11 protein-coding genes are annotated in these 7,136 nt (G+C 56.3%); 2 read left to right on the top strand and 9 right to left on the bottom strand.

All coding sequences use genetic code 11. The features are described from left to right. Nucleotides 1–264: 264 nt before the first annotated feature. From ONB24_15300 to ONB24_15260, 9 genes are all read right to left on the bottom strand, one after another. Nucleotides 265–633 (bottom strand): hypothetical protein, encoded by a 369-nt coding sequence (locus ONB24_15300; protein ID MDZ7317477.1) that lies wholly within the window; start codon nt 631–633, stop codon nt 265–267. Nucleotides 634–750: 117 nt separating this feature from the next. Next, complete coding sequence (locus ONB24_15295; protein MDZ7317476.1) at nt 751–1,236, bottom strand: hypothetical protein; 486 nt, start codon at nt 1,234–1,236, stop codon at nt 751–753. Continuing rightward, complete coding sequence (locus tag ONB24_15290) at nt 1,223–1,768, bottom strand: host-nuclease inhibitor Gam family protein (GenBank protein ID MDZ7317475.1); 546 nt, start codon at nt 1,766–1,768, stop codon at nt 1,223–1,225. Before ONB24_15290 ends, ONB24_15295 begins: the two co-directional genes overlap by 14 nt. 10 nt (nt 1,769–1,778) lie before the next feature. Beyond that, entirely contained in the window at nt 1,779–2,846 is a 1,068-nt protein-coding gene (locus ONB24_15285) for an ATP-binding protein (protein ID MDZ7317474.1), read from the bottom strand. Nucleotides 2,847–2,869: 23 nt separating this feature from the next. Next, nucleotides 2,870–4,858 (bottom strand): hypothetical protein, encoded by a 1,989-nt coding sequence (locus ONB24_15280; GenBank protein ID MDZ7317473.1) that lies wholly within the window; start codon nt 4,856–4,858, stop codon nt 2,870–2,872. 1 nt (nt 4,859) lies between these two features. Then, nucleotides 4,860–5,453, bottom strand: coding sequence for a DUF3102 domain-containing protein (locus ONB24_15275; protein MDZ7317472.1), 594 nt, complete (start codon nt 5,451–5,453; stop codon nt 4,860–4,862). A 73-nt stretch (nt 5,454–5,526) separates the two neighbouring features. Continuing rightward, the gene (locus tag ONB24_15270; GenBank protein ID MDZ7317471.1) at nt 5,527–5,898 is read right to left on the bottom strand and encodes a hypothetical protein; all 372 of its coding nucleotides are present in this window, start codon (nt 5,896–5,898) and stop codon (nt 5,527–5,529) included. After that, nucleotides 5,895–6,191 carry a hypothetical protein gene (locus ONB24_15265; protein ID MDZ7317470.1) on the bottom strand — a complete coding sequence of 99 codons (297 nt, stop codon included), beginning with the start codon at nt 6,189–6,191 and terminating at the stop codon, nt 5,895–5,897. The genes ONB24_15270 and ONB24_15265 overlap by 4 nt, the downstream gene beginning before the upstream one ends. Further along, nucleotides 6,188–6,361 (bottom strand): hypothetical protein, encoded by a 174-nt coding sequence (locus tag ONB24_15260; GenBank protein ID MDZ7317469.1) that lies wholly within the window; start codon nt 6,359–6,361, stop codon nt 6,188–6,190. Before ONB24_15260 ends, ONB24_15265 begins: the two co-directional genes overlap by 4 nt. A 77-nt stretch (nt 6,362–6,438) precedes the next feature. Here ONB24_15260 and ONB24_15255 point away from each other — a divergent pair, with 77 nt between their 5' ends. Both ONB24_15255 and ONB24_15250 read left to right on the top strand, forming a co-directional pair. Next, nucleotides 6,439–6,765: a hypothetical protein gene (locus ONB24_15255; GenBank protein ID MDZ7317468.1), complete on the top strand. Its 327-nt coding sequence runs from the start codon at nt 6,439–6,441 to the stop codon at nt 6,763–6,765. A 10-nt stretch (nt 6,766–6,775) separates the two neighbouring features. Beyond that, entirely contained in the window at nt 6,776–7,006 is a 231-nt protein-coding gene (locus tag ONB24_15250) for a hypothetical protein (protein ID MDZ7317467.1), read from the top strand. Nucleotides 7,007–7,136: the final 130 nt, after the last annotated feature.

Here is a 7,136-nt window from a genome sequence, read left to right as displayed (position 1 = left end):
TTACCGGCGTGGGGGTTCAAGTCCCTCCGGGTGCACCACTTCCCTCCCAAGCGCGACGCGGCTGGGAAGTTCTCATTCAGTTTGAGAAACGCTGATATATGTTGAAATATGTTGAAAATAAGCGAGTTACGGAGAATTTTTCGGGTGGTTTCAGTTTGAGAAAGTGAAAGGGTTAAGTGCCGGAATTCCAATCAGTTTGGGAAACTTTTTTAGGGAAAATCTCGTCAGTTTGGGAATCTTGCTCGACGCAGGAAAAAAGGGCTGTCAGAGGGGGAGAAGGATCTGGCCGGTGTCGATCTCGATCAGCAGGCGCTTGCAAATTGTGGCCGTGGATCGACGATTCGCTTGCCAAGTCTTGATGCGGCGCAAACGAGCGATGGCTTCCCGCTTAGCCGCGTGTTTGGCATGTAACCACTCTTCAGTGGTAGCAAGGGCGACGTGTTTAAAACCTTGGTTTGAAAGACTGATTGCAAAGGCGGTGCAAAGGCCAGGCCGATCGTACATCTGCCTCAAGCGGCGCTCGTCTACGCCGAACCTGGCACAGATTTCGTCCGCTTTGACCCAGTCGCCTCGCTCGAGTAGGAAGCGTTCTATTCGCTCGGCGAGGTCCTTGTTGTTGTCCAGCTCGCGCATGCGTGCCATCCAGCTTCGAAAATTTCACGCATCCGCTCAGCTTCGTAGCTACTGATTTCGTGGCGATCCGGGACATGTTCCCAAAAAATCGTCCACGCTTTTTGTAGTAGCGCTACGTCATGCGGCTCTTCGAGTTCGCTCATGAAGACGGCGAATGTGCGTGTCGATTGCTGCTAATACTCGGCGCAAAAGTTCGGCTGGGCAATCGCTTAGACGCTCAGGCAACAGATGATGGCGACTCATTTGTGCGTAGATTGCACGAACATAATTCCAGGTGACAGGCCGTTGTTCTATTTCTTCCAGCTCGGCCAGCTTGCGTTTGATGGCATGGATAACGCGCCTTTCCGCACTCTTTGCGGCATGCATTGCCAAGTCGACCTCGCCGGCTAAAGTAGCGAAATGAGAAAGAAGCAAGTCGAAGTCATATGTCGAATTGCATTCGACTGTTGAGCGCCATCCCCCAATAATTGCTAACTGGTTGCGATACCAGGTTTCACGTGCGCCATCGGCATCTGAAGAAATGCCCATTCGCATTGCTTCCGCGCGCCAGGCCCGATCCACCAGCGGGCGATACAGAGACTGTTGACGTCTAGTTAAACTCATGAGCTGGAACCTCCTCCGCTTTCGCTTCAATAAAGAAGCGCTCCTCTTGCACTATTTGAATTCCAACTTTTTCGAATAGATCAGAGAAGGCATCGCGTTCTGCCAATACTGCCTGCTTATCTAGTTCAGGCTTAGGATACCTAACAAAACGATTGCCGCCGGGCATGCGCAACAGGTTCTCAATTACATCGCCAATTGTCATTCCCTTAACGGGCTTGACGGCGGGCGTGCTGGTGCGAAATCCGATGACGGCTCGAGGAAGATCCAAAGAGCGACGGTCACCAAAAATCTCGCGGTGGTTTATTGCCCAGCGCTCCAATACTGCCGTTTTTGTTTTTATTTCTTCAGCAAGGGCGGACTGTCGAACCTGATGTGCGGCTTTTATCGCATCAATCTTCTTGTTCATTTGGTCAACATCTAGTTGCAGAGCATGGTGCGCCGCCGCGATCTCTCCTGTTATACGCACAACATCATCATGAGTTAGTTCAGGCGCCTGAACCTTAATTCTAAGTGATGACCTAGACGGTTTCACGATTTGCTCCTTAGTTATATTTGCTGTCCATACGCTCGCCCATCATTTGGGCGCGCAGGGCAATTGCGCGATGCACATGGGTAGGCGTCAGCTGTTCTTTCGCTTTTGCTGCTATTCGCGATGCCAGCTTCAACGATTCAACGAGTATTCCAAGCCGGCCAAGGCCGTTTGCGATTTTATCCAGGCTAATGATGAGTTCGTCGTCCGGCTCGACGTACTGACGCACGATGGGTAACCAGTCCTGTTTGCGGAGTCTGCGAGGAAGGCGAATGGGCATGCCGATGCGCCCCAGAATTTGCTCGAATTGGTAGTGCGATTTCCGAAGCTCATCGTCGAAGCGCTGGGTGGCGATGAATGCCAGTGCGCAACCTGTTTGATCATGGATATCGCGAAGGACTTCTATGTTGGTCGGATTTGAACGGCGATCGCTCGGCAGGAGGCGATGCGCTTCGTCGACGATGAGTATTCTATTCTTGTTGAACGCGCGAAGAATTGCAGCATATAGTTGAGCAGTTGGTTGCGAACGATTTACCCCTACGGCTTCGGCGATCACGTGAAGCAGGCGCTTTGTCCCGCCATAAGGAGGCGCGACGACATAAACGCTCGTGCCGTGATTGTTATGATCACGCCAGAGTTTCGCGGCGACGGTTTTCCCCATCCTCGATTCTCCGATGATTGCCGTAATCGAGTTATTCGCGAGCGCGTAGTCCAATCCTGCGGCGATTAGGTTGTAAATTCCGTTTTCGACTAGCTCGTTTGGCTTGATTGTGCCGCGCTGTTCGATGATGCGCCTGTACGCCTTAATCGCGCGCAGTGCGTTTTGCCATGAACCTTCGTAGGTGCCTTTGAGCCATCGGAATACCGTCGAACGATCGTAGCCGACGGCTTCCGTGAGTTCATCCCAACTCATTTTGTTGTCCAGGGCGTGTTGGTGCAACCAGAGCAAGGATTGCTGGACCTCTTCTGGAAGGTGCCGCCAGTTCTCCATGTTGAGCGGCACATTGATTCGGCTATGGGCCGATGCGGCTTCTGCTTTGAGGGATTTATCGATGTCTTGTTCTTGAATGGTTTCCTGCATGTCTGGCTCCTCGATTTTTGTTGTTAATCTTTCAAAACGTCCGCGATTTCTTCCGGCGAAGCCTCCGCCAAGGACGCATCGCACGCCAGCGCAGCCCGCAACACTTCTGCGTCCATTTCCACTGCGCCACCGCTTGAAGGCCTTGGCTGATCAGCCGCATAGGCGCGCATGACTTGCGCGTTGTGACGAGCATCCTCAAGGCGCTTTCGGGTGATCTCGGCGCCTCTCCGCGCGAGTGGAACCAGTAGTTCTGTTTCGTAGGCGGCGGCCCTGCCCATGGCCCGATGGAGAGCTTGCAGATCTGACCTGCACACCTTATTCCACGGCTCTGCCGAGCCGATGAAGTTGAGCTTAGGGCCGCACACATAGAGGCGCCGCTCCGCCTCGAAGGGATTCACAAAGCACAGGTAAGTATCGCCAGGCTTCAGATATTCAACGCGGCCATCTGGCGTTGTGACGCGTCCTTCAAATCTGTGCACGCCCGGGCCGAGTTCGCGGTCCTCGAACTCGAAGAGGTGGTTATGGCCCAAGCGCCGCTCTACGGCCAGATCTTCTCCTATGAGCGATGGGGCCGCATACGGCGGTAATCTTGCGAGATCTTCGCATCCCCGGTTCCACACTTCTGCCGGCGAGAGTTTACGAGATCGTACGTATCCTGGCTTCTTAATTACGGTTTCAATTGCCTTCCGCTCTTCAGGGGAGGCAAGAAGCAAGTTCCGCATCGGCAACCACGGGGTGTTAGGCGCAAGCCGATATTCCTGCTCGATGAGCCCGGCTTCCTCAAAGCCTTCCAATTCGTGATCGATTCGGTTGTTGATGAGACGGTAGACGCGATCGAGAATCTGCACGAACATGGAGAAGGGCAAAAACGGGAGCCGAAGTTGATCGGCCGCCTCCGGCGGCAATGTGGCGAGCGCGGCCAGCAGGCGGTCATTGTGCCGTTCTCGCCCGAATAACTCTTCAGGCGCGGAATCGCGGCTTTTGCCCGTTTGACCAGGCAGCGCGGCCAGCTCGTTATGCACGAGATTGTGGAGCGACTCCAGCGCCGCTTTGATGCGGAAGTTTCCTTTCGGTCGCCCACAGTACGCGCCAGCGAATGCCGCCGCACCTTCAATCCCACCGCGATGTACTCGGATGGCACCGTTTGATAGATCAAACAGCAACCTTTCGATCGATTCGCGAATTGCCGCCGTCCCATGTTCCACCATGAGCACCGTGCCATCCAGGCGATAGCCGATGTTCACGAGCACGTGTGCTAGCAAGAAGCGCATCTCCCGCTCTTTGAGCTTTTGCTTCGTACCGTCGTCGTTCTCGAGCGTCGGCTTCACACCCCAGGCGATTTTGCATCCGCTAAAAAGATCGAGGCAGGCCAGTTCGAGGGGACGCATGGCTGAACGGTTGATGCCGAGCACGTTGACTTTTACGTCGTGCTCCAGGTCGTCAAATATGTAGTACTGGCCGACCTTTAGCCCTACACGCGTCGTATAGGTCAGCGGCCGAAATGCCGCCGCTGCGCCTCGACCCTGACGGCGCGCAACCAATTCAAAGCGCGACGGCGCATACCGCATTAAATTGGCGTAGCTCAGGCCGGCCGGCAGATCCTGCCTGGGCCCGTCTGCAGGGCAAAGACCAGGAATCGCTTCGCCAGCGAGATAGCGGCGAATGAGCTCTCGATAGGCTGGCTTGCACTTTCGCTGGTTCTTTTCGCACAGCGACCGCCAAAACTCGATAAATTCATCGGCGAGTGCAGGCGTGCGTTGCCTTACGGTCGCTCTGTCAATCAGCGCACGCCAATCTCCATTTGCCGCCAGGTATGCGTAATATTTTCTCAGCAGTGATTTTGCGGAGTAGCCGCGCCCGGGCCTGGCGGCGGCCTGCGCGCCCGCCACCACACCACGCGGGTGCATGGCTATTTGCTCAATACGTTCAAGCGTTTCCTGAATTTCTTCGCGCTCGCGCGCCGGCAGGGAGAAAAAAACCTCGTGGTGATCGGTAACGCGAAAGGTAGGCATATCATCCTCCTTTGCGAGCCTCGCGCAGATAGGCCAGCAGTGCCTTGTAGGCCTCTTGCAAATACGATATGGCCGCTTCGATTTCCGCGCGCGTCAGCCGTTCATAGTCTCGGTCGCGCAGGCATTGATGAATGGTTCCGCAAATTCCATTCCACGTCTCCCGTGCGCGCTGTTCAGGTGAACAGCGCCTTTCCGCCTCTCGCGCGCCGCCGGCGGGCGAATGACGGAGGACGCCGGCGGCCACAAACAGCTCCGTCTGCGTCCTACCGGCGACGAACTCCAGAATCTGCAAATCGAGCACATCTTGCGCATGCTCATCACCTGCTTCGCAGGCCATGAGTAATGCCTCAAACTCCGGTTTTTGCTTCAAAACCCATTCGCCCAGCCGCATGCAACGCCGCGCGTGCCGCTCGCTGTACCCTTCGCCCAGCAGGCTCTTGAGCCAGTCGCCGAATTCTCCCTTCGGGAGGAGCGCTTTCGCGCGGCAGAGAATCAGCCCGATCGACACAGCCCGATTCGCGGCATCCAAGTCCGCCGCGCGCACCCGCTCGAGCTGGTTGCGCAATTGTTTGGCATAGCGGACTAAAACGGACATAATGTCCGGAAGTTTTGTTGATAATGAACGACTTACGCAGAAATTTTCGGTCGATTGGACGCTTGCGGACATCTTAGCGAATCGCGGCGGAGAGGTTTTCAGCGGCAATCGTTTTCATCGGCGACAATCCTTTTTTGCCCGCGCGGTCATTCCGGCTTCCGTCCGGAAGCGCTCTGATAACGTTTTTCAGCGCGGTAATTGCCTCTCCGCAATGCGGCGCGTAGAGGTCCGCGTGAAGTAGCGCTTTTTGGTAATCGGCGAGTTCCTTGCCGAACCGCTCGAGCGCGGCGCCGTCGGTGGTGGCTGGGTCGTTGCCGAATTTCAATTCCGGCGCAAGTTCCGTCACCGCCTCGTCGATCAGGCGAATCGCTTTCCACAGCGCCGTTTGCGCCAGTTCGCACAGCGTGACCGCGCACGCTACGCGTTGATGATTCATGGTGATCATGACAGGCTCCTTTCTCTCTTGGATGAAATCCCCAGAATCCGGCGGCAGATGAACGCCTCTGCGGATTGGCGGGTGATGAACCAGCGGGCGCGACTGCCAGCGCCTTTGTCGATGCCGATGAGTTCGCCGCATTCGATGAGCGCCGTCACTGCTTGCGGGTGCAACGCGAAAGCGGCCTGAAGATCTGGCTTGGCGATGAGCTCGCCCGGCGGTAGGCGCCGCAGATAGGCCTCTGCGAGGGCGCGTTGGGCCGGGGTCATGCAGTCGAAAAGCTCCAACTCGGGCTTTGTCATCGGGCAGTTGGCCTCCGGAGAATTTTGACTTTTGGGTGGGCTTCGATGCGCGGGCTGCGGCGCTCGCCGGTGAGCACGCGATAGAGGTGGATGCGCGTCACACCCAGCTCCGCCGCCAGCGAGCAGATGCCGGGAAACCGGACCCTGTTTTTTCGCGTGTTCTTTTTCACGGGTTCCCGTAACATGTCCACAGGATTATCACTCAGTATTCACTCTGTCAAGGGGAAGATGTGAAAATTTTGTGAAAATGGCCGACAGACTCGAGCGACTGCGTCGTCAGCTCGTGTTAGACTGGGGTGGGATGTGCCGATATCTCGGCATCAAGCGCTCGATGCTTCACTATCTCCGTACGGGGGCTCGAAACCCGAGCCCCAAGCTTCTCCGCAAAATCATCGAGGCCGAGCGCGCGGCGGGGCTGTTGCCGCCGGAAACCGGGCTTCCAACGTCTGGAAAACCGGCCTCCGGCGACTTCCAACGCTTGGAAAAACTCGACCGCGCGGAGTTGAAAAAGTTGCTCGAAGATGTCAACAGAATGAAGGAGCGGCTCGAACGGCTGCTCGGCGGAGGATCATAGCATGCAAGCGATGGTTGTACTCGTCCTCATCACCGGTATCGGCGCGATTGTGCTTGCGGTTACGGGCGCGCTCTTGAATATCCCCGAGCTGCTGATGGCCGGATATATCGCCGGCGCGGTCTGCGGGCTATTGCTGGCGGTCACGCCGCTGTTCGTCTGGGCGGCGGTGAATGACCTTCGAAGGCGCCTCGACCAATCCGGAGCGAAATCTCCGCCGGTCAAGCCGGTTTCGAGAATCTGAACGACGGTTTAGACGGTTTGTACGCTTTAGACGGCGACGGCGTGCGCGAGTAGCGCGTGCGCGCTAGCGTGCGGCGGCATGGATGATTTTTCTCCACAAGCTACTTCAGCGCCGCAACATTCCAGCCACA

The sequence above is a fragment of the candidate division KSB1 bacterium genome (genome assembly GCA_034505495.1).
Lineage (GTDB): Bacteria > Zhuqueibacterota > Zhuqueibacteria > Residuimicrobiales > Krinioviventaceae > Fontimicrobium_A.
The sequence above is the reverse complement of the archived record's forward strand: the minus strand, read 5'-3'. Positions and strand labels throughout refer to the sequence as shown.